Below are 25,520 nucleotides of genomic sequence, written 5' to 3' on the forward strand. Positions count from 1 at the left end.
CGCCAGGGATGTTGGCCGCACCATCATTCCGCATCCTGCGGACAGGGTTCAGGAGGACGGGACCATTCTTAACTACGGCGTGTAAGGCCAAACCCTACGCCGGTTCGTCCCCCCGGATCCGCCGGAACTGATCAGGTTCCGGTGGAATTGATTGCAGGTTTCCAGGTCGACAGTCAGACGGTCTTCGTTCTGGCGCCTTCGATCACCACGCCGCTGGTCGCATACTTCCACAAAGCAACAAGCAGTTTCCTCGCCAGGGCGACGATCGTGACTTTCCTGGTGCGCGGGCCGAGCCGACGGACCCTTTCGTGATACCATCGCGCAAGCGCCGAGTCGGGTTGATGACGCAGCCAAAGCCAGGCCATTTCCACGGCGATGGCGCGCAGACGGGGATTGCCCGCCTTGGAGACACCCTGTTCGTGGTTGATCGTGCCACTCTTCCATGGTGTAGGCGCAAGACCGGCATACGCTGCGACCTGCCGCCTGTTCGCGAATTGCCGGAACAGGCCTTCGGTCCACAAGGCGCCGGCAAAACCGGCGCCAATGCCCTTGAGCTCAAGCAGCATCCGAACCGGCTCCGGTGCGGAATCGGAGACCGGAGCTTGCTCCAGGAGGGCATCACGCTCTGCCTTCACGGCCTCGATCTGCTGGTTCAGCAACTCAATGATTTCAAGTTCACGCAGGGCTAGCGCCTTGAGGTGCTTCGGAAGTGCCCGCCCATCTCCGGTATGCAGATTCTCCAACCGTTCCCGGCGGTCCTTATTCCGAGGCTCGTACTCGTCGATCCCTTGTGCGAAGAACAGGCCCTTCAGCCGGTTCACATGACGGATGCGCTCGCCGATGAGAGTCTTCAGTTCCCGGCAGACACGCCGGCGATCCTCCTCTTCCGGTGTCGGTACGCAAACCATCGAACATACCCGTGGTTCGCCCCTTTTCCACGCCATGAGCGTGCGCACAAGCGCCTCTCCGTCGATCCGGTCTGTCTTGGCGCGGCGATGCCGGCGCGAAACCGCGATCGAGGCTGGGTCAACAACGTGGCTCTCGACCCCTTCCGCGACTAAGGCACGGTGAATCCAGAACCCGTCCAGCCCGGCTTCCTGGATCACGATCACCGGAACAATCTGGCCGGTCCGGTGCTGGACATTGCGTTGCAGATCCGAGAACCGCTCCAGCAGCCCCAGCATATCCCCGCCACGCACCTGGTGTCTCGACATCTTGGAGCCCACGGGCGTTGCAAGGGCGGTGACCAGCCAGGTCGAGCGGCTGAGTTCCAGAGAAACGAAAATCGCGCCGCACTCAACGGGCGCAATCGTATGCGTGGCAGTCTTCCTGGCAGTCTGCATGGCGAGGATCTCCATCGAGAAAGTTGGGCGCCCCTATCCTTTCAGAGCTAAGGGTGCCGGTCTCCTCCTCATGGAATCTTGACGTAAGACGCGGGCATCAGCCGAACCTCGTGGCCCAGCGCCATAAGAACCCGAGCCCAGTGGTGTCCGGTCGCGCAAGCCTCAATGCCGATCAGGCACGGCGGCAGTGCCCTGAAGAATCCAACGACATCGTCGCGGCGCAGCCTGCGGCGGCTCACAATCGCGCCAGCACCATTGATCCCGTGGACCTGGAAGACATGCTTGGCGATGTCCAGCCCAACTGTGGTAATCTTCTCCATGGACGGCTCTCCCTCATGTGACTTTCGACAGCCACACTTTGGCACATTGCGATGCCGGGAGCGGAGGCCGTCCACCACATCAGGTCAGGCCGAGTTTACCGAGGAGGGCACCCGCGTTACGTACTCCAACTACAAGCGGCCGGGCGGATCGCAGGACGAGCAGAAGCGGTTTCAGAAGGTCCAGTCCAGCTACTCTAGGACAGTCATCGACTGTTATGCCCTCGATTTCCGCAGGAAACCTTCAAACATCGCGAAAGCCGTAGAGAGCCAGTCGCTCGTTAACTTGTCGGGTGGGCGAGGCCAACATCTTTGTTGCTGCTGCACTGGCGGCGCGTCAGCGTCGCGGCTGTGAAGAAACCGCTTTGTTCTGATCTATTGGTTCAATTTCCATTCTTCGCCAGCGATAGTATGTCGCCATTGAAATCCCTATGGCACGAATCGCTTGCAGTACCGATTTTCCGTCGCTTATCATCAGGTCTGCGCAATGAAGCTTATTCAGAATTTCCTTCTCGGTATGCGGCTTCCTATTCATTTCAACCTTCAGAAGCAGAGCAACAGAAAAACCCTTCAGTTTTTCTTGCGACGTATGCTTTTATCGAGAACGAACACGCAGTAACCTATTGCGCGTGCCTGTAGACGAGCATGCGTACGTGGCCATGCCGCGTCAGGATCTTCCGATCGCGACGTCCTCGCCCCAGCGCTTGATCCTTCCGGTTTCAATTCCGAAAAGATCCAGCGCTCGACCCACCGTATGATCCACAATGTCTTCGATGCTCTCCGGCCGCGCGTAGAACGCCGGCACCGGGGGCATCAGTATCGCACCCATTTCCGCCACCTGCGTCATGGTACGAAGGTGACCGAGATGAAGGGGCGTTTCCCTAACCAGAAGCACCAGCTTCCGACGCTCTTTCAGAACCACGTCAGCCGCCCTGGAGAGCAGGCTGGACGTAACCCCGGATGAAATCTCGGACAGGGTCCGAATGGAGCATGGTGCAACGACCATCCCATCCGTCCGGAACGACCCGCTCGAAATGGCCGCTCCAATGTCATCGATCCGGTAAGTGACGTCGGCCATTGCCGATAGCGCAGCCGGACTCATGCCCAGTTCGTGTGCAATCGTAATCTGCGCGGATCGTGAGATGACCAGATGGCTCTCGACGCCAGCCACTTTGAGCGCTTGAAGTATCCGCTGACCATAGATGGCGCCAGAGGCACCGGTAATGGCCACGACGAGCCTTGAATATGCCATATCGCATTCCTCCCGGCACGTGCTGCCGGTACACCTGAAGCCCTTGGTTTATGTTTTGGGTGGTGTGGGCCGCCGTCAGTGCCGACGGCCCAGCATCAAGCTCCGGCCGAAGCGAGTTGTCCGCGATCCGCCACCGCTGCCCCTTGGGGGCGCACCGACCATGAGGTGAGCCGGCGTTCAATGAAATCGGAGACGGAATACATTCCAACGCCCATAATGCTGACAACGATAAGCGCAGCAAACACCAGCGGCACGTTGAAGTTTGAGCTGGCAACCAGCATGACGTTACCGATTCCGCTGTTGCCGGCCACAATCTCAGCAATCACCGTTCCGACGAACGCCAACGTGATCGCGATTTTGAGCGAGGCAAAGAAATAGGGGAGCGAGCGGGGGATTCCCACTTTCAGCGTAATATCCCGCTTTGTGGCGCCCAGCGACCGCATAACCTCAAGCAGCTCCGGCTCTATGGTTGCGAAAGCAGTTGCGACGTTCGCGACCACGGGGAAGAACGACAGCATGAACGCCGTCAAAACTCCGGGAACCTTCCCCACGCCAAACCATATGACGAAGATCGGGACCAAAGCGGCCTTGGGCACACTGTTGAAGGCGATCAACAGAGGGTAAAGCGCACGATATGCAAGCCTGGAAGATCCCACCAGAATTCCCAATATCATGCCGACGACAACGGCGACTGCGAAACCCATGAAAGTAGTCCATAGGGTGGATAAGCCGTGCACAGACAGCGCAAATCTATACTCATAGAGGGCAGCAATGGCCTCCCACGGCGAAGGAAGCACATAGTTCGGCACGTCGAATACCAGAACCATGGCCCACCAGAGCAGGACTGCCGCCATTGCGGTCAGCCAGGGCGCAAACCTTTCACACAGATGCCCGATCATGATGTCTTCCCTAAACTTATGTGGTGGCGCAGATCCTGGACCAACTCGACAAACTGCGGTTCGAACGTCGTCTCAAGCGTGCGGGGGCGAGGAATATCGACCGAGCTCGTCTTGATTATACGCCCGGGTCTCGAACTCATGACGCTGACCTTGCCTGCCAGGAAAGCAGCCTCGCGAAGCTCGTGGGTGACAATGATGATCGTGCACTTTCGGAACTCCCAGAGTTCCTGCAAAACGCCCCACAGATCCTCACGCGTAAACGTATCGAGGGCGGCGAACGGTTCATCCAGAAGCAGAATGGACGGTTCGTGGATCAGCGCGCGACAGAGCTGGGCACGCTGCTGCATACCCCCGGAAAGTTGCCAGGGCATCTTTTCAGCAAAGCCGGCAAGACCGACCTTCTCAAGTAGAATATCGGCACGCTCCCGGTTTTTTGCCCGGTCCTGCCTGTGTCTGCCGCGGTACGGCTCGACGATTTCCAGTGGCAACATGACGTTGTCGCGAATGTTACGCCAGGGAAGCAAGGTAGCGTTCTGAAAGGCCATCCCCACTATCTTGAGCGGGCAGGTAACCTCCTGCCCGCTCACTTTGACTGAGCCTCTGCTCGGACGGATGAGGCCCGCAATGAGTTTAAGCAAGGTGGACTTTCCACAGCCGCTCGGACCTACCAGGGCCAGGAATTCTCCGTCCTCGATCGTTATGCTGGTGTCGGATACGGCCAATGTATCGTTCACCGTACTCTTTTCACCGGGCTTTCCGTAAACAAGATCAACGTTTGATATCTCGATAAAACTCATCGCCTCTGCCTTATCCTGTATGTGCGCGGCAAGTGTGCTTACTTCACAAGTCTTTCACTTTGCGGTGGCAGGAACGACGGATCGAACATTTCGTCGAGAGACGGCTTTCGGGGCAATTTGTATGCGTCGGAGATCAGGTCAATGTCCTTCTGCAGGCGCTCACGATCGAAATCGCCATAGCCCTTTTCCAGCACGGTGTCGGTAATGATGCAGCATTCCATTGCGACCCGAAGACGCTCGCGTTCAATGTCCGCATTGAGCAAAGGCTCATAGGCAAGGGCCGCCTTCACACCATCCTCTGGATCTTTCACCAGATCGCGAATTCCCTTAATCGTCGCGCGAATGAACCCGCGAACAGCTTCCGGGTTCTCTTTCATGAATGCAGGTGAGACGGCGACGGAGTTTGAATATAGTTCGAGACCGTAGTCCTTATACATGAAGTATTTGATCTCACTCTCCGGAACGCCTTTGGCCTTCAACTCCAGCAGCGAATTGAAAACCTGGCCAGGGATCGCGTCGACCGACTTTTGTGCCAACAAAGTTTCTCGAAGGCGGGGATCAATATATTCCACCTGGACCGACGACATATCTATGCCGTTAATTTCGGAGAAGATCGGGAAAAGCTTGAAGGTTGAATCGTGAGCGGCAGATCCGAGTTTCTTGCCTTCAAGTTGCTTGGGTTCCTCGATCCCGCTCGACTTCAAGACAAAAATCGAGGCTGGAGCTTCCTCATATCCGCTCAGGACGGCCGGGAACGCCTGTTCCGGATTCTTCGCATTGAAGTCCATAAGGACGTTGATGTCTGGAAATCCGATGTCGTAGACGCCTGCAGCAATCTGACGGACCACCTCCGCAGATCCCTTACCAGGATCGATCGTTACATCGAGTCCCTCTTCCTTGTAGTAGCCCTTCTGTTTGGCGATAAGAAACGCTCCATGGGTTGCACCAGGAATCCAATCGAGGGTGAATCTTATCTTTGTGTCGGCAAGCGCTGGCGCCGTAACCAACGACGCAATGACGGCGCCAGCAGAAAGAATCTGCAGAAAGCTTCGCATGATGGTTCTCCTCCCTTTAATCATGCTGATTAGTCACAGGCTGAAATTGGCACTCTCCAAAATCGATCTTGCGCGTGCACGCTGCTCATCCGAAATCGTCAGCCGCTCGGCAAAGCCCGCCTCCGTGGGCGCCGTGGCATCGATCCCCATTTTGGTAACCGTGAAGGTCACGGGATCCGACGTCGGGTCGATGATCGCGGATTTGACGCCAGGAACCATGATGATATCTTTTTCCGCACGGACCCTTGTGGCGATCGCCCACATCACGTCTTCCATGTCGTAAATGTCGACGTCTTCATCGACCATCACCACGTACTTCGTATAAAGTTCCGTCCCAAGCGCTGACAGCATCGCCATTTTCGGCTCGCCTTCAGACACCTTCTTCATCGACACGATCGCCATGAAGGCACCGCAAGTCTTGTGCGGTACGTGGACGGCTTTCACATTCGGGATGTTTTTGCGCAGAGCGTTCAAAATCTCGCCCTCGCGCGTGATACAGGAGATCAGGATGTGGTCGCGCGACATTCCTGCCACGACGCTATGGAAGTAAGCGTCCCGGCGCATTCTTATGCGCTTGGCTATGAAAATGTTTTGCGTGCTTCGATACGAGGCATAGCCGGTGAACTCACCAAACGGCCCTTCCGGTTCATGTTCATTGGCAAGGATTTCGCCTTCGATGACTATCTCTGCGCCGGCTGGCACCTCGAGGTCGCCAACACCGCACTTGGCCAGCCGGTAAGGCTCTCCGAAAAGCCCACCAATGATCTCGAACTTACGCACATTCGGCGGATAGGCATAAACCATCGAGCCCATGTAATGGAGCGGATGATTGCCTATCACAATCGCCGCCGGCAGCGATTGGCCCTGTTCCTCCGCCCTGCGATGGAACTCGTACATCCGGCGGCGAGAATGGAGGGAGATGCCAAGTTTGTTCTTTCCCTTGAGCATAAGGCGGTGAAATCCAGTCGTATCGATTCCCGTGACGGGATCCCTGGCCGTCACCTGGCCGGCAGTAATGTAAGGGGCCGCATCTACTGAGAACTGATGAGGGATCGGCAGTTTGGTAAGATCAACATCATCCCCTTCGATCACCACCTCATCCCAAGCTCCCTTCGACACCAATTCGCACGGAATGTGTTTCTGGCTCCGTTCACGAAATGCGTCCGCAATGTCTGCAGGCTCGACGCCAAGGCACGATGCCAACAGCGTTCTGTTACCCGCGATGTTGGTCACGATCGGCATTGAATGCCCGGCGACGTTCTCGAAGATCACCACGGGGCTTTTGCCGGCATGGTCGAGTTCAAAGACCGCAGACGTGGTTTCCAGATGCGTATCCACCTGGCCTTTGATGCGCAAAAGCTCATGGGGAAACCTGGTTTCGACGTGGTGAAGGAAGCCCCTGAGGCTTTGATTATCGATGGTCAATATATGGCTCCAAGCACAAAACTGATTATCTTACTAAACACAGCATATTTAGGATAAAAATGAAATTCAACCATAAAATTGATTTTTTTGAAATGGCGCATTATGTCGGCGGTTGGACGGGATGCTCCCGTCCTGCGGAAAGGGATGCTGAATGGATCGCAGAGGTAGAGTTGAGCAGACCGGAGGAAGAGGTGACCGCAAGCCGATTGACGACCTTGTGGAGAGCGGCCCGCATTGGGCGTATTCGCTCTCCCTCTACCGCAAGGAGGGCGTCCCTGCGGCTTGTCTGCTCCTCCAAGACACCTATGGCGTAGACGTCAATATCTTGCTTCTTGGCCTTTATTGCGCAGCCCGGTTGGATATTGGCCTGACGGGCACGGATATTGCGCTGCTCGACGAGGAGATCCGTGAGTTTCGCGAGTGCGTTGTTTTACCATTGCGGGTTTCACGCCGGCGACTGAAGGACATGCCGCTCGGGGTGTCAGGCGAGACTATCCGCAACAAAATCAAGGAAATCGAACTTCGCGCCGAACAATTGGAGCAGGCCATCATAATGAAATGGCTGGACGATGCAAAACCAGTCTCCTCCGCACCAAACATAGCGGCGACCGCGAAAATCATCGTCGATCACTTCGCCAGAAAGATCGGGAAGACAGATGCCTTTCGGCTTGATCGCCGCGCGGCCGAGGCGATTTCATTGATGGTAAGTGCAGCAGCGTAATTGGAATCGAGCGATGAAAAAAGACAGCGAAGTTGTACTTCTTGACCCCGCCACCGACGCACCGATAGGCACGATGGAGAAGCTTGCGGCACATCAGGAGGGTCGCTACCACGCTGCGATTTCAATTCTTCTTGTCGATCCGCAGGGACGACACATTTTGCAGCAGCGCTCCGCCAGCAAATATCACGCACCGGGTCTCTGGTCGAATGCCTGCTGCAGTCATCCCTATCCTGATGAAACCAATGAAACGGCAGTTGTCCGGCGGCTGGAGGAGGAGTTGGGCATACGATGCCAGCCTTCGCACTTTGGAACCGTCCGCTATCGTGCTTTCGTGCCGGCTCCTACCAGCGCTTGCGGCAGCCTGATCGAGTATGAGCGCGTTGAACTTTACTGTGCAGAGTATTCAGAAGCGATCCAACCAAACGACATCGAGGTGTCCGCGATCAGAACCGAGTCCTTCCGTAATGCCACCCTCGCTCGGGCTGACTACACGCCATGGTTCAAGCTGTATATGCGCCTGTTCGGTCCGCATATCAGGCGTTTCATGACAGACACGATCTCGCGCCGAGCTAGGCCGGTCGATTTTGGCTTTCACGACCTCACGGTAGTAAACATTTAAAGCCCGAACAGACGCCCCTGTCGGTTCAGTGTCAGGCCCTCCTACGTTTGTCCAAGCCAATGTTCGGCCGGTTGTATAAGATCGATTCTATGCTACTTAATCGATTTTCTATGCCTACTTGTCGAACGGGAAAGATGTCATCCGATGTCAGAATCTACCCAAGCACAGATTGCTTATGAGCAGTTGCGTGCCGACCTGCTGGCGTGCCGGCTTGTACCTGGCGAACGCATTCGCATGAACGAGGCTGTAAACCGTCTCGATGTGAACCTGGGCGCTGTTCGAGAGGCACTTTCCCGGCTGGCCGCCGAAGGCCTGGTAATCGCCACACAGCAACGCGGGTTTCGCGCTGCACCTATATCGGTGCAAGACCTGAAGGACCTCACACCTGTACGGATCGAGATTGAAATCAGTTGCCTTCGTCGTTCGCTGCGTAACGGTGATCTCAGCTGGGAGACACATCTGGTAGCCGCGTTCCACAAAGTATCAAAGACGCCGATTTTTGACGAGGGGAACCCGAAGCGTGCGTCCGAAACCTTCGCAAGCGCTCATGACGAATTTCATGGCGCATTGGTGGCCGCGTGCGACAACAGTTGGCTGCTGCGCATCCGCGATACGCTCTACACACAATGGGAGCGGTATCGCCGCTTGGCCGTACAATTGCCCCGTACCGAACGCGATCTGAATGCTGAGCACCGCGAGTTGTTTAACGCAGCCATGGAACGCGACGAGAACAAGATAGCATCGCTGATTTCAGACCACTTTAACAAAACAACAGAAATTCTTCTTTCTGCAACGGATTTTCTGGATATCAAGAATGATTGCTCTTCCTGAGCTATCCTGAGACCGCCCATCGTTCACGCTGGCGAAGATGCCGCACCGTTTGCTTGTTCAAGCCAGCGCAGCACGACCGCCTCGTCAAGGTCGAGCCATTGGGGCCGCTTTCGCATTCGGCTGCGAACACTCGCAAGCTCTTCGGCGAGCCGGCCCTGGTTCCAGGCGGACAGGATCAGCGGATGAATGTAGCATTGCCGGCAAACGGCACGCGTGTTGCGAAGCCGTGCCGCGACCTGGTCGATGACGCTGTTTGCGGCGCGCGCCATTCCGCTTTTCGTATCGGGGCGCGCGGTTTCGGCAAACAGCCTGGCGGCGGTCACCGTTCCACCCCACGTCCTGAAATGCCGGGAACTGAAGTCGGCGTTGCTGGCGGACCTGATATAGTCGTTGACGTCCTGGGAGGCGATCGTACGGCGTTGTCCCTCATCGTCGGAATATTGAAAAAGCTGCTGGCCAGGCAGTTCCTGGACACTTTTGACGATATTGGCGATGCGGCGGTCGCTGATCCTGAGCTTCCATTCCTTGCCGGATTTGCCGCGAAAGGCGAAACGCAGCGTCGAGCCGGAAACGTCGACATGCCTGTCTCGAAGCGTCGTCAGCCCGAAACTGCCATTGTCGCGGGCATAGCTTTCACTGCCGATGCGGATCATCGCATTGTCGAGCAGCCAGACTATGGATGCGAGAACACGTTCGCTGCACAAGCCACGCCTGCGCAGATCGGCATCTATACGCTGCCTCAGCCGCGGCAGCGCGTGCGCGAAATCGATAAGGGAGGTATATTTGAGGCCGTCGCGATGCGCTGTCCATTCGGGATGGTAGCGGTATTGTTTTCGCCCCCGCTGGTCGCGGCCCGTGGCCTGCAGATGGCCCTTGGGATCGGATGAAATCCAGACATTTTCCCACGCGGGTGGAATGGCAAGTTTTTTGATTCGATCGAGGATGACTTGATCCCCCACCCTTATTCCCTTGGCATCCGCATAGTAGAATCCCCGGCCTGCCCGCCGCCGTAAGATACCGGGCTCGGTGTCGCTGCCATAGGTCAGCGAATGTTTAGTCCGTGCCCCGACAGGCGCTGACCTGGTCATGAGCATCCAGATCTCCTGGCCATCGCTGCTCACACGGTTCCAGTCCATCTTTTTCGCTCCCGTTGCCACCTCGCGAAGCAACGGACGAGACAGGGATCGGTTCGCGTCCGACAAACGAAAAGGATAAACCGTGGGTGAATTGTTTGCGCAATTAAAGCCGGCTTGGCTGCATCATGGCTTCACCCCTTCTTCATCACTTGAATGCGAAACGCCCGGCCCAGTGTGAACCGGGACGGGCTTGGGAATATGGCAAGCAACGCTGCGTTCACATGGCGCTGATCTTGCCGCAGAATTCCTTGAACTTGACCGATTCAGTCGTTGCGCACTGTTCTTTGAGCATCTTCTGGTTTTCAGCGCTCATTGCCGCCCAGGCGGTCTTCATCTCTTCGTCGGAGCGCATCGTGGTCATGGTGTCATCGGTGAAGAACGGGCCGGTCATGGCCGGGTCTTCCAGCGTGTGCAACTTGTCGGACTGCGTCGTATCTGGTGCCGCTGTAGTCGCTGACTGTGCTAGGGCAGCACCTCCAGCAAGCATGAGCGCGATCGCAGCAGCTGAAGCGAGTTTCAGTTTCATCACGAACTCCTTTTTTCCGTTTTTCAATGATCGAAGTCGAGACGATCAGGGGGCCAACGGGTCAAAAGGAGACAGGTTCCTGCAAGAGCGCAGAATGTCAGCCCTATTTATTGTCGTTGTTCGTCCGGTCAGCCGCCAGGCTGGGATTGTAAGCAAAGTATCGGCGGACGCATGGCAGGGTCATATACCCATGCAGAGATATTTGATCTCAAGATAGTCCTCGATCCCGTATTTGGAGCCTTCGCGACCATTTCCACTTTCCTTCATTCCGCCAAATGGAGCAACTTCCGTCGAAATCAGACCCTGGTTGATGCCCACTATGCCGAATTCAAGTGCTTCCGCCACGCGCCAGACACGGGAAATGTCGCGCCCGTAGAAATAAGCGGCGAGGCCGTATTGTGTGCTGTTGGCGAGGCGGATTGCCTCTTCCTCGGTTGAAAACCGGAAAACAGGAGCCACCGGCCCAAAAATCTCCTCTCGGAATATGTCCATCTCGGGCGTGGCCCCGGCAATAACGGTAGGCTCGAAGAAGGTCCGGCCGAGAGCATGACGCTTTCCGCCAGCAGCAACCCGGCCGCCATGCGTGATTGCATTGCCGATCAGTTGTTCGACCTTTGCAACGGCGGTCTGATCGATGAGAGGCCCGATCTCGGTTCCCTCCGTCATGCCATCCGCGACCCTGAGCCGGGCAACCCGCAGCGCAAGCTTTTCGACGAAAGCATCGTAGATTCCATCCTGGGCAAACAGCCTGTTGGCACAGACACAGGTCTGGCCGGCGTTTCGGTATTTTGAAACTATGGCGCCCTCCACGGCAGCATCGAGATCGGCATCGTCGAACACGATGAACGGGGCGTTGCCACCAAGCTCCATCGAGGTGCGTTTCACCGTGGCCGCGCACTGCCTGATGAGCACCTTGCCGATCTCGGTCGAGCCGGTGAATGAGAGCTTGCGCACGATCGGATTGGCGGTGAGTTCACCGCCAATCTCGCGCGCTGCGCCGGTTACGCAGGACAGCACGCCCTTGGGCATACCAGCGCGCTCGGCAAGCACACATAGCGCGAGGGCCGAAAGCGGTGTTTGGCTTGCGGGTTTTACCACCATCGTGCAACCGGCCGCCAGTGCGGGGCCAGCCTTGCGGGTGATCATGGCGGCCGGAAAATTCCAAGGCGTGATGGCCGCGCAGACGCCGACGGGCTGCTTCAGCACCACGATCCTGCGATCGGAGGAGAAGCCGGGGATCGTATCGCCATAGACCCGCTTGGCCTCCTCCGCGAACCACTCGATGAAACTTGCGGCATAGGCGATTTCGCCCCGGCTTTCCGCAAGCGGCTTGCCCTGCTCGGCCGTCATGATGACAGCAAGATCTTCCTGGTTCGCCATGATCAACTCGAACCAGCGACGCAGGATCGCGGCGCGCTCCTTGCCGGTCCTGGCCGACCAGGGTGCGAATGCTGCCTGCGCGGCCTCGATCGCCGCACGGGTTTCAGCCGCCGACATACTGGGGACGACAGCAATCCGCGCCCCGGTCGAGGGATTCGTCACCATGATCGTCGTGCCCGCCGCCGCAGCCTGCCATTGCCCGCCTATGAAGCACTCTTCGCGCAACAGAGTGGCATCCTTCAATGCAAGTTCGGACATGATGGTATTTCCCTGTCGGATGATGTCGGATTGTTGGAGCGTGCCCGATCGGATGCTCGGCCCGCTATTGTTTGTTCTGTCGCATTTGTGCGACGCCAAGTGATTTAGGCGCCGGCAGCTTCCATGACCGTCAGCGCGTTCCTCAGCCTGTCATCGATCGGCGTGGGCCGTCGTGTTTTCCTGTCGACATAGACATGGACGAAGAAGCCTTCGGCGGCGGCGGTGTGCGCATCGTTGCGAAACAGGCCGATCTCGTAGCGCACCGAGGAGGTGCCGAGTTTCGCCACCTTGAGCCCGCAGGTGATCAGGTCCGGATAGCCCATCTCGGCAAAATAGCGGCAGCCGGTTTCCACCACCAGGCCGATGCGCGCGCCGCCACCGATGTCGAGCAGGCCGTTGTCGATCAGCCAGCCGTTCACCGTCGTGTCGAACAGCGTGTAGTGGACGGTGTTGTTCATGTGGCCGTAAATGTCATTGTCCAGCCAGCGGGTGGCAATGGTGCGGAAGGCCCTGTAGGCATCGCGCGTGGAGGGGGCAGGCCGCTCGCTCATCTCTTCACCATGCCGCCCGGTAGATGGAAAGCGCGTCGGCCTCGGAAAGCGTGCGCGGATTGTTGACCAGAAGCCGCGTCTGCTTCATCGCATCCGCCGCCATCTTCGCCAGATGTTCTTCGCCGATGCCGACATCGCGCAGGCGCGGCGGCAGGCCGAGCTTGCCCGCCAGCGCGGCCAGTTCCGCGATGAAGGCACCACAGCGCCCCTGCACACCCTGCTCGCGCTCCAGATGCGGGAAGGCATCGGCGGCGATCTCGGCGTAGAGATGGGCCGCCTCGGGCGCGTTGAAGCGCAGCACATGCGGCAGCACCAGCGCATTCGACAGCCCATGCGGCACGTGGAAGGTGCCGCCGATCGGATAGGCCAGCGCATGCACGGCCGCCACCGGCGAGTTGGCAAAGGCCTGGCCGGCCAGCATGGAGCCGAGCAGCATGGCGCCGCGCGCCTCGACGTTGTTGCCGTCAAACACCGCTTTCTCGATATTGGCGCCGAGCAATTGCAGCGCCTGCCGCGCCAGCATCTTGGACAGCGGGTTGTTGTTGGCGCTCCTCGAGGCATAGGCCTCGATCGCATGCACCATGGCATCGATGCCGGTGGCGGCGGTGATCGCCGGCGGCAGGCCGAGCGTCAGTTCGGCATCGAGCACGGCAATGTCGGGCAGGATGATGGGGGACGACACCCCGCGCTTTTCCTCCTCGCCCACCGTGATGATCGATACCGGCGTCACTTCCGAGCCGGTTCCCGCGGTGGTCGGCACCAGCACCAGCGGCAGGCGCGGGCCCTTGGCGTTGCCCACGCCCCAGGCTTCGTCGAGAACTTCACCCGAACCGATCAGCAGGGCGGCAAGCTTGGCGACATCGAGCGAGGAGCCGCCGCCGAAGCCGACGACACCGGCCACCGCGGCCGCCCGCCCGGCTTCCACCGCCTTCAGCAAGGTCGCCAGCGACGGATCGGCCTCGACCGCATCGAAGACCGTGACCGCAATGCCCTCGTCCTCCAGCGAGCGCAGCGCCCGATCGCAAAGCCCCAACCTGCGCAGCCCCGGATCGGTGACGAACAGCACCCGGCCGCCGAGCCCGGACCCGGCAAGCCTGCCGAGGCGGCCGGCCGCCCCTGCCTCGAAGATGATGGACGACGTCGTATTGAAGCGGAAGGAGTTCATGTCGGTTGTTCCATGTGCAAGCGGTCAGGCGGCGGTGGTTTCGACAAGGTTACGCAGCTTGAAGCGCATGATCTTGCCCGAGCCCGTGCGCGGGATTTCCGGGACGATATGGACCGCGGCGGGTACCTTGTAGGCAGAGAGAACCGTGCGGCAATGTTCAAGCAGGATCGTTTCCTCGATCCGAGCTCCCTCTTTCGGCACGACAAACGCAACCGGAACCTCGCCCAGCGTGGCATGTGCCACGCCGACCACGGCGCAGTCGCCGACGCCGGCAAAGGGCAGGATCGCCTCCTCTACCTCCGCAGGCGCGATGTTCTGGCCGCCGCGGATGATGATCTCCTTAAGCCGGCCGGTAATGGTCAGGAAGCCGTTTTCGTCGCTGCGTGCCAGATCGCCGGTGTGATACCAGCCATTGCGCAGCACAGCGTCGGTGTCTACCGGCTTGTTGTGATAGCCGAGCATGAGATTGGGGCCACGGCAGACAAGCTCGCCCTCCTCGCCAGTGGCCACGTCAAGGCCGCTGGCCGGGCTGATGAGACGCACGGCAAGGCCAGGCACCGGCAGGCCGCAGGAGCCGTGGACGCGGTTCTTTCCCGGCCAGTTCATCGTCACCATCGTCGAGGTTTCGGTGATACCGTAGCCGTCAAGAAGTTCGACACCGAAATAGGCCTCGAAATCCCGGTTGAGCCCGGCCGGCATGATGGCGCCCGCCGAGACGCAGCGCCGAAGACCCGGCAGCGCGGTCTGGCCGGCCTTCTCTGCCGCCTGCAGGAGATAGTGGAACATGGTCGGCACGCCCGGCAGCAGCGTGAATTCGCCGCCGGCAAGCCGGTCCAGCGTGCCCTGCGTCGAAAACCGCTCCATGATGTGCTCGCTGGCGCCGCTGGCGATGATGCCGAGCACGCTGATGTTGAGCGCATAGGAATGGAACAGCGGCAACGGGGAGAGCACCCTGTCGTCACAGTCCATACCCAGGATCGGCGCCCAACAGGCTGCGACGACCCACAGCATGCTGCGCGTGGTCAGCATCACCCCCTTGGCCTTGCCGGTGGTGCCGGAGGTATAGACGAGATAGGAAACCCGATCGATATCATCCGGCTCAAGCGCAATCCCGGTGGCCGGAGCGGCACACAAGGCCTCGAAGGCAACTGTGCCGGGAGCTTGTGCGCCGACGAGGATCCGCGTCTCCACTGCACCGGTCGCTGCTTCCTTTTCCACTCGCGAGACGATGAAACGACAGGCGGCATCCTCGATGCGGTAGGACACCTCGGAAGACGTCGCCTCATAGCTGATCGGCACCGCCACGCCGCCGGCCCGCACGATGGCAAGGCAGGAAATAACCCAATCCACCGAATTGGGCAGCCAGATCGCCACGGTGCCGCCGGGCACAAGTCCAAGCGCGCGCAGTTGGGTGGCAAGGTTGACGGTCATCCGGTCCAGTTCGGTATAGGTGACCGCACTGCCGTCGTCGGAAAATGCCACCTTGTCGGGAAAGCGTTCGGCCTGTCGCCGCAGAAGCTCGCAAACCGGCGCAACAATCTCGGTTCTTATCATTTCTTCCTCCCACGCACCGGCTTCAGACCATGCTGAAGCCGCCATTCACGCTGATCACCTGCCCCGTCACCCAAGACGCCGCGTCCGAGGCCAGGAACGTCACCATCGGCGCCACATCCTCAGGCTTGCCAATGCGGCGCAGCGGATAGGACTTGACGATCTTCTCGCGGTTCTTCTCGAGGAAATCGGCGTCGGAATGCGCTGTCTCGATCAGCCCCAGCGAAATCGTGTTGACCGTGATGTTATTGCGGCCAAACTCCCTGGCGAGCGACTTGCCGAGCGCGATTGTGCCGCCGCGCGCGGCCGCGGCAAGCGCCAGGTTTGCCTCGCCAATGCGCGAACTGTCGCCGATCAGATTGAGGATGCGCCCGCTGTTCTGGCGGATCATGAGCGGGGCAACCGCATGGCAGCAATTGAGTGCGCCATAAAGGCAAACGTCGATCTGCGCCTTCCAGTCCTCCGGGGTAGTCTCGATAAAACGCTGGTACTTCACATAACCCGCATTGTTGACCAGGATGTCGACACTGCCCCATTCGGACGCGACCAGTTCCGTCATCGCCTTGACCTGAGCATGGTCACTGACATCGGCCTGGAAGGCACGCGCCGTGCCGCCAGCCGCCTGGATGCTTTCCACCACCTTCGCCGCCTCGCTTTCGGAGCGGCGATAGTTGACGGCGACCTTCGCCCCCTCGGCCGCAAGCGCCCGCGCTATGTCGCCACCCACATCGCGGCCGCCGCCCGTCACCAGTGCAACCTTGCCCTTCAGACCGAACTCCATCTCATTCCTCCATAGCATTTGTTTCTTGCGCAATTCCGGACGGAAAACCGGCTCCCGCTTTTCCTGGAATTGCTCCAGCCGCGCTGATCAGCCGAAACAGGCGTTCGGGCGTCGCGGGTAATTCGAAAATCTCGATGCCGAGCGGAGCCAACGCATCGGCGATGGCATTGGCAACCGCTGCAGGAGCACCGATTGTGCCGCCCTCGCCCATGCCACGAAAACCGCCGGGATTGTTGGGCAGCACCGATTCCAGATGACTGACCTCGATGGCAGGCACCTCGACCGCGGTCGGCACCATGTAGTCCACCAGGCTGGCGGTGAGCAGTTGGCCTTGGCCGTCGAAGACCAGTTCCTCAAGCAGTGCAGCTCCGATGCCCTGCGCCACGCCGCCATGTACCTGGCCGTCGACGACAAGCGGATTGATCATGCGGCCGCAATCTTCGGCAACCACGAAACGCTGCAATTTCACGCCATAGGTTTCCGGGTCGATCTCGACCAGGGCGATATGCGTGGCCGTGGTCGTCGTGCCCAGATAGGGATCGAAGCTCTCGCTCGCCTCCAGTTTCTCGCGCTTGTCCAACGGCAGGGTCTGCATGTCCGAATAGACCGCACGAGCCAGTTCGGCGAAGGTGATTTGGTGATCGGTGCCGCGCACGAAGATGCGGCCGTCGCCGGTTTCAATGTCCTCCACCGACGCTTCGAGCAGATGCGAGGCGACCCGCTTGACCTTTTCGCGTAGCGCCCGCGTCGTCAGGATGGCGGCACCGCCGCCGATGACTGCGCTGCGGCTGGCATAGGTGCCGGTGCCGTGGGCAGTGGCGGCGCTGTCGCCATGCACGATCTCAACGTCCTGCGGCCGCACGCCGAGTTCCTCGGCCACGATTTGCGCCAGCGTCGTCTCCAGACTCTGCCCATGCGAAGCAACGCCGAAGATCGCCGTCACCGCCCCGGTGGAATCGATGCGCACGGTCGCTGATTCATTGCCGGTGTTGATCGGCATGCCCGGTGCCACCGAGATGCGCGAGCCGATGCCGGTCAGTTCGGCATAGGTGGCGATGCCGATACCCAGCCAACGGCCCTGCTTACGCGCCGCCTGCTGGCGCTGGCGAAGCGCCTCATAATCTATGACCTCACAGGCCCGGTCGAGGCATTCGACAAAGCCTGATCTCTCCCAGATGATGCCTGAACCGATCCGATAGGGAAACTCATCAGCCCCCACCAGATTGCGGTGGCGCAGGTCCTTCGGGTCCATGCCTAGCTTGTGCGCAGCCATGTCGACCAAGCGCTCCAGCACGAACACCGAAGTCGGCCGGCCGACGCCGCGATAAGGCCCGGTCGGGGCCTTGGAGGTGGCCACGCCGCGCACGCGCCCAAAATAATTCGGGATCTTGTAGGCGCCCGGCAGGAAGCTCACCACCTGGACTGGTTCAAGGGCTGCCGTCCACGGGTAGATCGAGTAGGCGCCTATATCGCCCAGCACGTCCGCCTTCAGCGCCAGGAAACGCCCGGTTTCGTCGAAGCCGAGTTCGGCCTCAACCAGTTCGTCGAACCCCTGGCTCGACGAGGCGAGGTCTTCCATGCGGTCACTGACGAACTTGACCGGCCGCCCGAGCTTGCGCGCCAGCGCCGAAACGATGATCTCCTCCTGATAGAGCGAACCCTTGCCACCGAAGCCGCCACCGACATCCGGGGCCACCACGCGGACCTTTCCCGGCATTGCCAGCAGGCTCGACAATACATCCCGAACAATACCTGGAATCTGGGTTGAGGAGTGAAGTGTCAGCAGATCCCGGCCGCGGTCGTATTCGGCAAGGTAGGACCGGTTTTCCATGAACAGCGGCGACTTGCGGTGGAAGCGGAACCGACCCTTGACGCTGAGCGGGGCAGCGGCAAGCACTTGACTGGCTTCTCCGGTCTGGAACACCCGCTCGAAAATGACATTGGTGCCGAACTGATCATGCAACAGCGCGGTCGTCGATGCCGCAGCCGCCTCCGGCTCGATCACCGCATCCAGCGGCTCATAGTCGACTTCGATCAGCGCCAGCGCATCCTCGGCCAAGTACCGGCTCTTGGCCACCACCACGGCCACCGGCTCGCCGACATAGCGTACCTTGTCCACCGCCAGCGCCGGATTTGATGTGGCGTGATAGTTCCTCATCCGCGATGTCGCTACCACTGGCGGGATGTCGCTGAAATCGGCTGCGGTGTAGACGCCGATCACGCCGGTTGCGGCGCGCGCCGCCTCCGTCCTGATGGCAAGGATGCGCGCATGCGACTGGTCACTGCGCAGGAAGGCGACATGGACCATGCGATTGATCACCATGTCGGCGACATAGCGCCCTGCACCGGTCAAAAGCCGTGGGTCCTCGAGCCGCTGCACCGGCTTGCCGACATATTTCGGTCTCGACGAGACGAGAACATCGTCCTCGGAAAGCGGAACGGGCGTGCTTGGTCCCGGTTGGAAGGCAGCGTCATTCATAGGCATCGACGCCTTTGCGCAAGTTCTGCCACTGTGCGGCGTCATGGCCACAGATGACCATCGCTCCGGCCTGCTCGATCCGGCGAACCTCTTCATAGGAATTCACCAGATCGTCGGCATTCCAGGCATTGCGAGGAACCTCGTCCCGGTCCAGATTGCGGCGCAGGCTGACCGCATCGGAAACAAGCAGGACATCGCCGGTCTTTTCCAGCGCCGCACACATCCCCATCATGCCAGGCGTGTGCCCCGGCAACGGGATGGTCACCAGCCTGTTGTCGCCGAAGATATCGCGGCTGCCGGTAACAGTCTCGATCGGCATCGGGTGATCCCACTCTGCGGCGAGATAGCCTTGCGCGGCGGCATCGGTTGCCTTGGCCGAAGCAAGTTCGGCCTCGTGGCAGATGAAACTTGCCTTGCGGAAAAAACCATTGCAGCCGCAATGGTCGGGATGGAAGTGCGAATTCACCACCAGATCGATGTCGTCGGGTTGAAGCCCTATCTCGGCCAGACCTGAAACCACGTTCACCTCCGGCTGGCCGATATAGTTCATCACCCGCGCCAGGCTGCCCCAGCGCGCTTCGGCATCGGTTTCCACTGAAGGGTGGCAGCCGGTGTCGAACAGCACATTGCCGGACGGATGCCGGAACAGATGCGCGGCGACCGGGAGTTCGATCGTCTCGTCGCGTTCGGCATCCGGCACATAGATGCGGCTTTTCATTCTGAGCCGGCCGCCGTTCAGCACATGCATCTTCATGACGCAACTCCATCACGTTCATTGGCGAGTTCGCGAACCGCCTTCACGATGTGGTCGTAGCCGGTGCAGCGGCAGATGTTGCCCGAAAGGCCGTCGCGAATGTCGGCGTTGGTCGTGAGCGGATGACGTTCGAGCAAATCCTTCACCGTCATCAGGAAGCCTGGTGTGCAGAAGCCGCATTGCAGGGCATGGTGCTTGCGAAACGCCTCCTGAATGCGGTGCAGGCTGGAGACCGTGCCGAGACTTTCCACGGTCTCGACCGTTGCGCCATCGGCCTGCACAGCAAACATCAGGCAGGAGCGGGCCGAAACGCCATTCACCCGCACGGTGCAGGCCCCGCATATGCCGTGTTCGCAGCCGACATGCGTGCCGGTGAGCCCCAGTGTCTCGCGCAGGAAATCCGACAGGAGCAGGCGCGGCTCGACCGTCTCGGCGAAGCTTTCGCCATTGACGGTGAGTTCGATGTCGACCGTCCGGCTCATTCGCATGCACCCCTTGCACGCCGCGCCGCCGTGGCAAGCACGCGCCTTGCCAGGATCGGTACGAGATGCAGCCTGTATTCGGACGAAGCGTGCAGGTCCGTGTTGGGTTCGAGCCCTTCGACTGCCAGCGTTGCAGCCTGCGCCAATAACCCATCGGAAAGCGGCTTGCCGACCAGATGCGTCTCGGCTGCCTGTGCCCGCAGCGGCGTGTCGCCGACGCCCCCCAGCGCCAGCCGTGCTTCGGCAATCACCCCGTCTCGAAGGGCGACAACCGCCCCCACCGACACGATGGCGAAATCGCCGGCACGCTGTGCGAATTCATCGAAGGCCGCTCCCGCGCCTGCCGGCAGATAAGGCAGATGCGCGGCGGTCAGGAGTTCGCCTTCCTGCAGGTCGGTGACAAGCGGCCCTAGGAAGAATTCCGCTGGAATGGCCCGCCTTTCACCATCCGGCCCATGAATTTCCAGTTCGGCGTCAAGCAGGGTTGCCAGAAGCGGCCATTCGGCAGCGGGATCGGCATGAACGAGGCTGCCGCCGATCGTACCGCGGTTGCGGATGGCAACATGGGCGACATGGTGCATCGCCTCCGCTATCACCGGAAAGTGGCGGATGGTGAGTTGCGATTTCTGGCTCTCCACATGGCGCACCAATGCGCCGATTGTCAGGCCACCCGTCGTTTCGGTGATCTGCGACAATGCAGCTATGCGATTGATGTCGACCAGCAATTCCGGCTGCACCAGCCGGAAATTCATCATCGGCACCAGGCTCTGGCCGCCGGCAATGATCTTGGCATCGCAGGACGCTTGCAGCGCGCGGACCGCCTCATCGATGCTGGTCACGGCCAAATAATCGAACGGTGCCGGCTTCATCCGCACAGCTCCGGAAATCGGGTACTGGATCCGGCGCTCATCATCATTCACCCGTGAAGTGCGGTGCGCGTTTTTCCGCAAACGCGGCGCGCCCTTCGCGATAGTCGTTGCTGTCGCTGGCGGCATCGATCAGCCCTGCGGCCTGCGTGGCGTCGAACGTGCCGAACGCAGTCTCGTTCAGGATGTATTTGGCGCCTGCTATGGTTAGCGGCGCATTGCGGGTGAGCTGCTCGGCAAAGGCGCGCGCCGCAGCCATCGGGTCGGGCGATACATGGTCGACAAAGCCGGTCTTCATCGCCCGTGCCGCGTCGAAGCGCTCGGCCGAATAGAGGATGCGCTTGGCTTCTGTCAGGCCGACAAGGGCCGCCAGTTTCCGTGTCGCCTGCACGCCATAGACGATGGAGAGCCGCGCCGCCGGAATGCCGAAGATCGCGGCGTCATGGGCGAACCTGAAATCGCAGGACATGGCCAGATGCGCGCCGCCGCCAAGGCAGTACCCGCTGGTGACAGCGATAACCGGCTTGGCGATATTGGCAATCTCGTTGCAGCCATGGTCGACCGCCTCCTCATAGGCAATGCTTTGGGCGCGGTCATCGCGGGTGGAGGCGAATTCGCCGATGTCGGCGCCGGCAGAGAAATCGCTGCCTGCGCCGGTCAGGATCACGGCGCGGACCGAACGGTCACGCCCCAATTTCGAGAAGATGTCGCCGACCTCGCGCCACATGGCGAAGGTCACCGAATTGCGCAGCGTCGGCCGGTTCAGCGTGACCGTGGCGATGCCGGCCTCGATGGCGCACAGCATGTCGCTCACGACAACGCCTCCGCAGCCGCGTCCGCACAGACCGCGGCGCTGAAATCTTCGAAGAACTGCTTCGACAACTTGCGTGCCGTGGAATCCAGCAGCCGCGCACCAAGCTGGGCGATCTTGCCGCCGACATCGGCAGTGACGTCGTAGTGAAGCAAGGTAGCATCCGCTCCCTGCGCCTCCAGCCGAACCCTGGCCGAACCCTTGGCAAAGCCGGCAATGCCACCCTTGCCCTCGCCGGACAGGCGGTAGCTTTCAGGCGCATTGATCTCGCTCAGCGTCACCTCGCCGGCGAACTTCGCCTTGATTGGCCCGACCTTGAGCGTCACCGTGGCTGTCATGTTCTCTGGTGAGGTCTGCTCCAAGGTGTCGCATCCGGGGATCGAGCGGCGAAGGACCTCGACGTCGTTGAGGGCGCGCCAGACCGTTTCACGGTCTTGCGCAATGAGGACGCTATCCCTGATTTCCATGGCTCGCACCTTTCGGGCCTTACACGCGGGATGCACGCGGCAGCGGCGCTGCCACGCGCGGGTTGGGGATGAAGGGTCAGTCCTTGACCAGCGGACAGGCGCTTTCCGACAGTGGCCGGAAGGCCTCGTCGCCTGGAATGGTGGCGACATAGTCGTAGACGTCCCACTCGCTCTTGGAATCGGCCGGCGCCTTGACGCGATAGACATACATGTCGTGAACCATGCGGCCGTCTTCGCGGATCTTGCCGTTCTTGGCGAAGAAGTCGTTGATCGGCAGTTCACGCATCTTGGCCATCACTGCTTGCGCCTCGGTGGTTCCGGCCGCTTCGACTGCCTGCAGATAGTGCATGGTCGAAGAATAGTCGCCGGCGTCGCCCATATGCGGTTTGCGGCCCATCTTCTCTTCGAACTTGGCAGCGAAGGCGCGCGTTTCGTCGTCGCGATCCCAATAAAATGCGTTGGTCAGGATCATGCCCTGTGCAGCCTGAAGTCCGAGTGCATGTACGTCGGTAACCCACACCAGCAGACCGGCGACGGTCTTGCCGGATGCTCCCAGGCCGAACTCGCCAGCCGACTTGACGGCGTTGATAAAGGTCGTGCCCGAGCCGGCGATGGCGACCACATCGGCCGGCGATGCCTGCGCCTGCAGCATGAAGGCGCTGTGGTCCGAGGTTTCGATCGGATAGCGCACGGCTCCCGATACGGCGCCCCCCGCCTCCTTGACGATCGCCGAGGCATCACCCTCCAGCGCATGGCCGAAGGCATAGTCGGCAGTCAGGAAATACCAGTTCTTCTTGCCCTGGCGGATCAGCTCATTGGCCGTGCCGTTGGCAAGAGCATAGGTGTCGTAGGCATAGTGGATGCTGTTTGGCGTACAGCCTTCGCCTGTCAGTTTCGACGAACCTGAGCCGTTGACGATGGCGATGCCGTTTTCATCCTTGGCAACCTGCGCAACCGCAAGCGCGATGCCGGAATTGATCAGGTTTCCGATCATCGTCACCTTTTCGGATTCATACCATTCCTTTGCCTTGGCGACCGCCACCTCCGGCTTGTTCTGGTGATCTGCGACCAGAACCTCGATCGGCTTGTCAAGAACCTTGCCGCCGAAATCCTCCACCGCCATCTTGATCGCAGTGACGGAGCCCTCACCCGCTTCATGCGAGAACTGACCGCTGATATCGGTCAGAACGCCGATCTTGACGGCACCGTCCTCGGCCAGTGCCCCGGCGGCCGTAAATACCGTGCTTGCCGCAAGTGCTGCCGCAAACCCGACACCCAATAATCTGTTTAGCCTTCCCATTGCCTTCTCCTCCGCTGCGCGTTTCTTATGCGCGTATTAACGCTTTCACTATAAGACCTTGTCTCTTTCCTGAATTCACATTTCACTAGCATATCACGCTTGCAAAGTCATGATACGTAGATGCATTCGCATTTGCTAGCTTGCATTAATAGACTTTATATGATTAGGTTCTGTCAAGCAGCGCCGCTGAAAAAATCCGCACCCTCAACGACTGCGGGCAAGTCGGAGCTACCAAGACTCAAGACGGCAGGGAGGAAACGTGCCGGAAATCGAGCCTATTCTCGAAGCCCGAGGCTTGACGCGGGCCTTTCACGGCTTTGTCGCCGTCAGCAATGTCAACCTGCGGGTTCGGCGCGGCACGATCCATGCGCTGATCGGCCCCAATGGCGCCGGCAAGAGCACGCTGTTCAACCTGCTCACTAAGTTCCTCTCGCCGAGCAGCGGCCAGATATTCTTCAAAGGCAAGGACATCACCGGCCTTGCGCCGCCCGAAATCTCGCGGCGCGGCATGGTGCGCTCTTTCCAGATCTCGTCCGTCTTTCCGCATCTGAACGCCCATGAGAATGTGCGCGTGGCGCTGCAGGCGCGCAACAGAGACACCTTCGCCTTCTGGCGTTCCGACAGCCGGTTAAGCAGCTTGAACGCCGAAGCGGCACGACTGCTGGAGCGTGTTGGGCTCGGCGACGATGCGCACAGGCCGGCAGCCGAACTCTCCTATGGCCGCAAGCGTGCGCTTGAACTGGCCACCACGCTGGCGCTTGACCCCGAACTTGTCCTTCTGGACGAACCGATGGCGGGCATGGGCCGCGAGGATATCGGGCGCACTGCCGCGCTGATCCACAGCCTTGCCGGTTCACGCACCGTGCTGATGGTGGAGCACAATCTCGGTGTCGTGGCCGATCTCTCCGACACGATCACCGTGCTGCGGCGCGGCGAGGTGCTGGCGGAAGGCAGCTATGCCGAAGTGTCGGCCAATCCGGAAGTGCAGCAGGCCTATATGGGAAGCCACCATGCGTGAGCAGCAGCATCTTCTCGAAGTGAGCAACCTCAACGGCTGGTATGGCGAAAGCCATGTGCTGCACGGCATGACCTTCAATGTCGGCGCCGGCGAGATCGTCACCCTGCTTGGCCGCAACGGTGCCGGCAAGACCACCACACTGCGCGCGATCATGGGCGTGGTGCGCAAGCGGCGCGGCGCGATCACCTACAAGGGCAGCGACATCATCTCGCTGCCGCAGCACAAGGTTCCATGGCTCGGCATCGGCTACGTGCCGGAGGAACGAGGCATCTTCGCCACACTCAACGTGCTGGAGAACCTGATGCTGCCGCCCGTCACCCAATCCGGCGGCATGGGCATCGACGACATCTACCAGCTTTTTCCCAATCTGCGCGGACGCGACCAGACGCCGGGCACGCGGCTGTCGGGCGGCGAACAGCAGATGCTGGCGATCGCTCGCATCCTGCGCACCGGCGCCGATTTCATCCTGCTGGACGAACCGACCGAAGGCCTCGCCCCGGTGATCGTCGAGGAAATCGCCGCCTCGCTGCAAGTTCTCAAGCAGCGCGGACTGACCATCGTTCTGGTTGAGCAGAACCTTCGCTTCGCCGCCTCGATCGCCGACCGCCATTACGTGGTCGAACAGGGCGTCGTCGTGGACGAGATCGCCAACGAGGTCCTGCCGGCCAGCATGGACCGGCTCAACTCCTATCTCGGGGTCTGATCATGACCGCAGCCTGCTTGATGGAAAGGCGCA

At 60.1% G+C, this 25,520-nt stretch carries 26 protein-coding genes and 1 pseudogene; 6 read left to right on the forward strand and 21 right to left on the reverse strand.

The window, feature by feature from the left end; genetic code table 11:
* Positions 1 to 173 precede the first annotated feature (173 nt).
* Both EET67_RS18455 and EET67_RS18460 read right to left on the reverse strand, forming a co-directional pair.
* Positions 174 to 1,343 carry an IS110 family RNA-guided transposase gene (locus EET67_RS18455; protein WP_245451043.1) on the reverse strand — a complete coding sequence of 390 codons (1,170 nt, stop codon included), beginning with the start codon at positions 1,341 to 1,343 and terminating at the stop codon, positions 174 to 176.
* Positions 1,344 to 1,420: 77 nt separating this feature from the next.
* A pseudogene (locus tag EET67_RS18460) lies at positions 1,421 to 1,663 on the reverse strand (IS110 family transposase); the annotation flags it as partial.
* A gap of 309 nt (positions 1,664 to 1,972) precedes the next feature.
* On the opposite strand from EET67_RS18460, the gene EET67_RS18465 reads away from it, so the two are divergent.
* Positions 1,973 to 2,299: a hypothetical protein gene (locus tag EET67_RS18465; RefSeq protein WP_128627682.1), complete on the forward strand. Its 327-nt coding sequence runs from the start codon at positions 1,973 to 1,975 to the stop codon at positions 2,297 to 2,299.
* A gap of 28 nt (positions 2,300 to 2,327) precedes the next feature.
* Here the strand turns inward: EET67_RS18465 and EET67_RS18470 are convergent, their stop codons facing one another.
* The 5 genes from EET67_RS18470 to EET67_RS18490 form a co-directional block, all read right to left on the reverse strand.
* The gene (locus tag EET67_RS18470; protein ID WP_128627683.1) at positions 2,328 to 2,912 is read right to left on the reverse strand and encodes a UbiX family flavin prenyltransferase; all 585 of its coding nucleotides are present in this window, start codon (positions 2,910 to 2,912) and stop codon (positions 2,328 to 2,330) included.
* A 95-nt stretch (positions 2,913 to 3,007) separates the two neighbouring features.
* Positions 3,008 to 3,811, reverse strand: a complete 804-nt coding sequence (locus EET67_RS18475) for an ABC transporter permease (protein ID WP_128627684.1) — start codon at positions 3,809 to 3,811, stop codon at positions 3,008 to 3,010.
* A complete protein-coding gene (locus EET67_RS18480; protein ID WP_128627685.1) occupies positions 3,808 to 4,608 on the reverse strand; it encodes an ABC transporter ATP-binding protein in 801 nt (266 codons plus the stop codon). The genes EET67_RS18475 and EET67_RS18480 overlap by 4 nt, the downstream gene beginning before the upstream one ends.
* 38 nt (positions 4,609 to 4,646) lie before the next feature.
* Entirely contained in the window at positions 4,647 to 5,663 is a 1,017-nt protein-coding gene (locus EET67_RS18485) for an ABC transporter substrate-binding protein (RefSeq protein ID WP_165899959.1), read from the reverse strand.
* Between the two features lie 33 nt (positions 5,664 to 5,696).
* Positions 5,697 to 7,088, reverse strand: a complete 1,392-nt coding sequence (locus EET67_RS18490; protein ID WP_165899960.1) for a UbiD family decarboxylase — start codon at positions 7,086 to 7,088, stop codon at positions 5,697 to 5,699.
* A gap of 151 nt (positions 7,089 to 7,239) precedes the next feature.
* Here EET67_RS18490 and EET67_RS18495 point away from each other — a divergent pair, with 151 nt between their 5' ends.
* From EET67_RS18495 to EET67_RS18505, 3 genes are all read left to right on the forward strand, one after another.
* Positions 7,240 to 7,809, forward strand: coding sequence for a TIGR02444 family protein (locus EET67_RS18495; protein ID WP_128627688.1), 570 nt, complete (start codon positions 7,240 to 7,242; stop codon positions 7,807 to 7,809).
* Positions 7,810 to 7,822: 13 nt separating this feature from the next.
* Positions 7,823 to 8,428 (forward strand): isopentenyl-diphosphate Delta-isomerase, encoded by a 606-nt coding sequence (idi, locus tag EET67_RS18500; protein WP_128627689.1) that lies wholly within the window; start codon positions 7,823 to 7,825, stop codon positions 8,426 to 8,428.
* 144 nt (positions 8,429 to 8,572) lie between these two features.
* Positions 8,573 to 9,259, forward strand: a complete 687-nt coding sequence (locus tag EET67_RS18505) for a GntR family transcriptional regulator (RefSeq protein ID WP_128627690.1) — start codon at positions 8,573 to 8,575, stop codon at positions 9,257 to 9,259.
* 23 nt (positions 9,260 to 9,282) lie between these two features.
* Here the strand turns inward: EET67_RS18505 and EET67_RS18510 are convergent, their stop codons facing one another.
* The 14 genes from EET67_RS18510 to EET67_RS18575 form a co-directional block, all read right to left on the reverse strand.
* Positions 9,283 to 10,353: a DNA topoisomerase IB gene (locus EET67_RS18510; RefSeq protein ID WP_245451045.1), complete on the reverse strand. Its 1,071-nt coding sequence runs from the start codon at positions 10,351 to 10,353 to the stop codon at positions 9,283 to 9,285.
* 259 nt (positions 10,354 to 10,612) lie between these two features.
* Positions 10,613 to 10,921 carry a hypothetical protein gene (locus EET67_RS18515; RefSeq protein ID WP_128627692.1) on the reverse strand — a complete coding sequence of 103 codons (309 nt, stop codon included), beginning with the start codon at positions 10,919 to 10,921 and terminating at the stop codon, positions 10,613 to 10,615.
* Positions 10,922 to 11,101: 180 nt separating this feature from the next.
* Positions 11,102 to 12,559: an NAD-dependent succinate-semialdehyde dehydrogenase gene (locus EET67_RS18520; RefSeq protein WP_128627693.1), complete on the reverse strand. Its 1,458-nt coding sequence runs from the start codon at positions 12,557 to 12,559 to the stop codon at positions 11,102 to 11,104.
* A gap of 104 nt (positions 12,560 to 12,663) precedes the next feature.
* Positions 12,664 to 13,110: an acyl-CoA thioesterase gene (locus EET67_RS18525; protein ID WP_128627694.1), complete on the reverse strand. Its 447-nt coding sequence runs from the start codon at positions 13,108 to 13,110 to the stop codon at positions 12,664 to 12,666.
* Between the two features lie 4 nt (positions 13,111 to 13,114).
* A complete protein-coding gene (locus EET67_RS18530) occupies positions 13,115 to 14,275 on the reverse strand; it encodes an iron-containing alcohol dehydrogenase (protein ID WP_128627695.1) in 1,161 nt (386 codons plus the stop codon).
* 24 nt (positions 14,276 to 14,299) lie between these two features.
* Positions 14,300 to 15,829 (reverse strand): class I adenylate-forming enzyme family protein, encoded by a 1,530-nt coding sequence (locus EET67_RS18535; RefSeq protein ID WP_128627696.1) that lies wholly within the window; start codon positions 15,827 to 15,829, stop codon positions 14,300 to 14,302.
* A 22-nt stretch (positions 15,830 to 15,851) separates the two neighbouring features.
* Positions 15,852 to 16,607: an SDR family NAD(P)-dependent oxidoreductase gene (locus tag EET67_RS18540; RefSeq protein WP_128627697.1), complete on the reverse strand. Its 756-nt coding sequence runs from the start codon at positions 16,605 to 16,607 to the stop codon at positions 15,852 to 15,854.
* A 1-nt stretch (position 16,608) separates the two neighbouring features.
* Positions 16,609 to 19,086, reverse strand: coding sequence for a xanthine dehydrogenase family protein molybdopterin-binding subunit (locus EET67_RS18545; protein WP_128627698.1), 2,478 nt, complete (start codon positions 19,084 to 19,086; stop codon positions 16,609 to 16,611).
* Positions 19,079 to 19,840, reverse strand: coding sequence for an N-acyl homoserine lactonase family protein (locus EET67_RS18550; protein WP_128627699.1), 762 nt, complete (start codon positions 19,838 to 19,840; stop codon positions 19,079 to 19,081). The genes EET67_RS18545 and EET67_RS18550 overlap by 8 nt, the downstream gene beginning before the upstream one ends.
* A complete protein-coding gene (locus EET67_RS18555) occupies positions 19,837 to 20,322 on the reverse strand; it encodes a (2Fe-2S)-binding protein (protein WP_128627700.1) in 486 nt (161 codons plus the stop codon). Before EET67_RS18555 ends, EET67_RS18550 begins: the two co-directional genes overlap by 4 nt.
* Positions 20,319 to 21,191: an FAD binding domain-containing protein gene (locus EET67_RS18560; protein WP_128627701.1), complete on the reverse strand. Its 873-nt coding sequence runs from the start codon at positions 21,189 to 21,191 to the stop codon at positions 20,319 to 20,321. The genes EET67_RS18555 and EET67_RS18560 overlap by 4 nt, the downstream gene beginning before the upstream one ends.
* 43 nt (positions 21,192 to 21,234) lie before the next feature.
* A complete protein-coding gene (locus tag EET67_RS18565; RefSeq protein ID WP_342634674.1) occupies positions 21,235 to 21,993 on the reverse strand; it encodes an enoyl-CoA hydratase-related protein in 759 nt (252 codons plus the stop codon).
* 5 nt (positions 21,994 to 21,998) lie between these two features.
* Positions 21,999 to 22,466 carry an SRPBCC family protein gene (locus tag EET67_RS18570; RefSeq protein WP_128627703.1) on the reverse strand — a complete coding sequence of 156 codons (468 nt, stop codon included), beginning with the start codon at positions 22,464 to 22,466 and terminating at the stop codon, positions 21,999 to 22,001.
* 76 nt (positions 22,467 to 22,542) lie between these two features.
* Positions 22,543 to 23,766: an ABC transporter substrate-binding protein gene (locus EET67_RS18575; RefSeq protein ID WP_128627704.1), complete on the reverse strand. Its 1,224-nt coding sequence runs from the start codon at positions 23,764 to 23,766 to the stop codon at positions 22,543 to 22,545.
* 259 nt (positions 23,767 to 24,025) lie between these two features.
* Here EET67_RS18575 and EET67_RS18580 point away from each other — a divergent pair, with 259 nt between their 5' ends.
* On the forward strand, positions 24,026 to 24,784 hold the full coding sequence (locus tag EET67_RS18580; protein ID WP_128627705.1) for an ABC transporter ATP-binding protein: 759 nt from the start codon (positions 24,026 to 24,028) through the stop codon (positions 24,782 to 24,784).
* Positions 24,777 to 25,487, forward strand: a complete 711-nt coding sequence (locus EET67_RS18585; protein WP_245451047.1) for an ABC transporter ATP-binding protein — start codon at positions 24,777 to 24,779, stop codon at positions 25,485 to 25,487. The genes EET67_RS18580 and EET67_RS18585 overlap by 8 nt, the downstream gene beginning before the upstream one ends.
* Positions 25,488 to 25,520 lie beyond the last annotated feature (33 nt).

Source organism: Borborobacter arsenicus (genome assembly GCF_003934165.1).
Lineage (GTDB): Bacteria > Pseudomonadota > Alphaproteobacteria > Rhizobiales > Rhizobiaceae > Pseudaminobacter > Pseudaminobacter arsenicus.

What these genes read in the sequence shown, in the direction of transcription:
- EET67_RS18550 (WP_128627699.1), bottom strand. Translation starts at nt 19,840, where the DNA reads ATGAAGATGCATGTGCTGAACGGCGGCCGGCTCAGAATGAAAAGCCGC.
- EET67_RS18515 (WP_128627692.1), bottom strand. Translation starts at nt 10,921, where the DNA reads ATGAAACTGAAACTCGCTTCAGCTGCTGCGATCGCGCTCATGCTTGCT.
- EET67_RS18540 (WP_128627697.1), bottom strand. Translation starts at nt 16,607, where the DNA reads ATGGAGTTCGGTCTGAAGGGCAAGGTTGCACTGGTGACGGGCGGCGGC.
- EET67_RS18520 (WP_128627693.1), bottom strand. Translation starts at nt 12,559, where the DNA reads ATGTCCGAACTTGCATTGAAGGATGCCACTCTGTTGCGCGAAGAGTGC.
- EET67_RS18455 (WP_245451043.1), bottom strand. Translation starts at nt 1,343, where the DNA reads ATGCAGACTGCCAGGAAGACTGCCACGCATACGATTGCGCCCGTTGAG.
- EET67_RS18535 (WP_128627696.1), bottom strand. Translation starts at nt 15,829, where the DNA reads ATGATAAGAACCGAGATTGTTGCGCCGGTTTGCGAGCTTCTGCGGCGA.
- EET67_RS18570 (WP_128627703.1), bottom strand. Translation starts at nt 22,466, where the DNA reads ATGGAAATCAGGGATAGCGTCCTCATTGCGCAAGACCGTGAAACGGTC.
- idi (WP_128627689.1), top strand. Translation starts at nt 7,823, where the DNA reads ATGAAAAAAGACAGCGAAGTTGTACTTCTTGACCCCGCCACCGACGCA.
- EET67_RS18585 (WP_245451047.1), top strand. Translation starts at nt 24,777, where the DNA reads ATGCGTGAGCAGCAGCATCTTCTCGAAGTGAGCAACCTCAACGGCTGG.
- EET67_RS18505 (WP_128627690.1), top strand. Translation starts at nt 8,573, where the DNA reads ATGTCAGAATCTACCCAAGCACAGATTGCTTATGAGCAGTTGCGTGCC.
- EET67_RS18565 (WP_342634674.1), bottom strand. Translation starts at nt 21,993, where the DNA reads ATGCTGTGCGCCATCGAGGCCGGCATCGCCACGGTCACGCTGAACCGG.
- EET67_RS18485 (WP_165899959.1), bottom strand. Translation starts at nt 5,663, where the DNA reads ATGCGAAGCTTTCTGCAGATTCTTTCTGCTGGCGCCGTCATTGCGTCG.
- EET67_RS18575 (WP_128627704.1), bottom strand. Translation starts at nt 23,766, where the DNA reads ATGGGAAGGCTAAACAGATTATTGGGTGTCGGGTTTGCGGCAGCACTT.
- EET67_RS18470 (WP_128627683.1), bottom strand. Translation starts at nt 2,912, where the DNA reads ATGGCATATTCAAGGCTCGTCGTGGCCATTACCGGTGCCTCTGGCGCC.
- EET67_RS18525 (WP_128627694.1), bottom strand. Translation starts at nt 13,110, where the DNA reads ATGAGCGAGCGGCCTGCCCCCTCCACGCGCGATGCCTACAGGGCCTTC.
- EET67_RS18560 (WP_128627701.1), bottom strand. Translation starts at nt 21,191, where the DNA reads ATGAAGCCGGCACCGTTCGATTATTTGGCCGTGACCAGCATCGATGAG.
- EET67_RS18545 (WP_128627698.1), bottom strand. Translation starts at nt 19,086, where the DNA reads ATGAATGACGCTGCCTTCCAACCGGGACCAAGCACGCCCGTTCCGCTT.
- EET67_RS18480 (WP_128627685.1), bottom strand. Translation starts at nt 4,608, where the DNA reads ATGAGTTTTATCGAGATATCAAACGTTGATCTTGTTTACGGAAAGCCC.
- EET67_RS18495 (WP_128627688.1), top strand. Translation starts at nt 7,240, where the DNA reads ATGGATCGCAGAGGTAGAGTTGAGCAGACCGGAGGAAGAGGTGACCGC.
- EET67_RS18555 (WP_128627700.1), bottom strand. Translation starts at nt 20,322, where the DNA reads ATGAGCCGGACGGTCGACATCGAACTCACCGTCAATGGCGAAAGCTTC.
- EET67_RS18510 (WP_245451045.1), bottom strand. Translation starts at nt 10,353, where the DNA reads ATGCTCATGACCAGGTCAGCGCCTGTCGGGGCACGGACTAAACATTCG.
- EET67_RS18475 (WP_128627684.1), bottom strand. Translation starts at nt 3,811, where the DNA reads ATGATCGGGCATCTGTGTGAAAGGTTTGCGCCCTGGCTGACCGCAATG.
- EET67_RS18530 (WP_128627695.1), bottom strand. Translation starts at nt 14,275, where the DNA reads ATGAACTCCTTCCGCTTCAATACGACGTCGTCCATCATCTTCGAGGCA.